This window comes from Streptomyces sp. NPDC001020 (assembly GCF_053599115.1).
This window is the reverse complement of record NZ_JBSFLQ010000105.1, coordinates 1-1,104: the sequence shown is the minus strand read 5'-3', so window position 1 is coordinate 1,104 and position 1,104 is coordinate 1. Positions and strand designations below refer to the sequence as shown.

The 1,104-nt window shown below is 69.3% G+C and carries 1 protein-coding gene; it reads left to right on the top strand.

Annotated features, from left to right (window positions below; genetic code table 11):
• Positions 1–1,104, top strand: a 1,104-nt coding sequence (locus tag ACWDEX_RS37200; protein WP_450469118.1) for an HAD-IC family P-type ATPase, incomplete at both ends; no start/stop codon positions are given.

Genomic DNA, 1,104 nt, shown 5'->3' with positions numbered 1-1,104 from the left:
TTCCACAAGGCCGCCTGGACCAACGCCCGGCACGGTGCGGCCACGATGGACACGCTGATCTCGGTGGGGACCTCGGCGGCGTTCGTGTGGTCGCTGTGGGCGTTGTTCTTCGGCACGGCCGGTATGCCGGGGATGCGGCATCCCTTCGAGTTGACCATCGCCCGCAGTGACGGGGCGGGGAACATCTATCTGGAGGCCGCGGCCGGTGTGACGGCCTTCATCCTGGCCGGCCGGTACTTCGAGGCCCGTTCCAAGCGACGGGCCGGGGCCGCGCTCAAGGCGCTGCTGGAGCTGGGTGCCAAGGAGGTCACCGTCCTGCGTGGGGGGCGGGAGGAGCTCGTCGCGGTCGCTGAGCTGAAGGTGGGGGATCGTTTCCTGGTGCGGCCCGGTGAGAAGATCGCCACCGATGGCACGGTCGTGGAGGGTTCCTCCGCGGTGGACGCCTCCATGCTCACCGGTGAGTCGGTTCCCATCGAGGTCGGTGTCGGTGACGGTGTCACCGGTGCCACCCTGAACGCCGGTGGCCGCCTGGTCGTCGAGGCGATTCGTGTCGGCGCCGACACCCAGCTGGCCCGTATGGCGAAGATGGTCGAGGACGCGCAGAACGGCAAGGCCGCAGCCCAGCGGCTGGCCGACAAGATCTCCGGCATCTTCGTCCCCGTCGTGATCGCTCTGGCGCTGGGCACTTTGGGTTTCTGGCTGGGTAACGGCGCGGGCCTGACCGCGGCCTTCACCGCGGCGGTCGCCGTGCTGATCATTGCCTGCCCCTGCGCTCTGGGGCTTGCCACACCGACCGCTCTCATGGTCGGTACCGGACGCGGCGCGCAGCTGGGCATCCTGATCAAGGGTCCTGAGGTTTTGGAGACCACGCGCAAGGTCGACACCATCGTGCTGGACAAGACCGGCACCGTGACCACCGGCAAGATGACCTTGCTGGCCGTCCACACCGTCCAGGGCACCGACGAGTCGGATGTGCTGCGGCTGGCCGGTGCGCTGGAGCACTCCTCCGAGCACCCCATCGCCCAGGCCGTCGCTTCCGGTGCCGCCGCCCGGGTGGGCACCCTGCCCGTCCCGGAGGACTTCGCGAACATCGCCGGTCTCGGC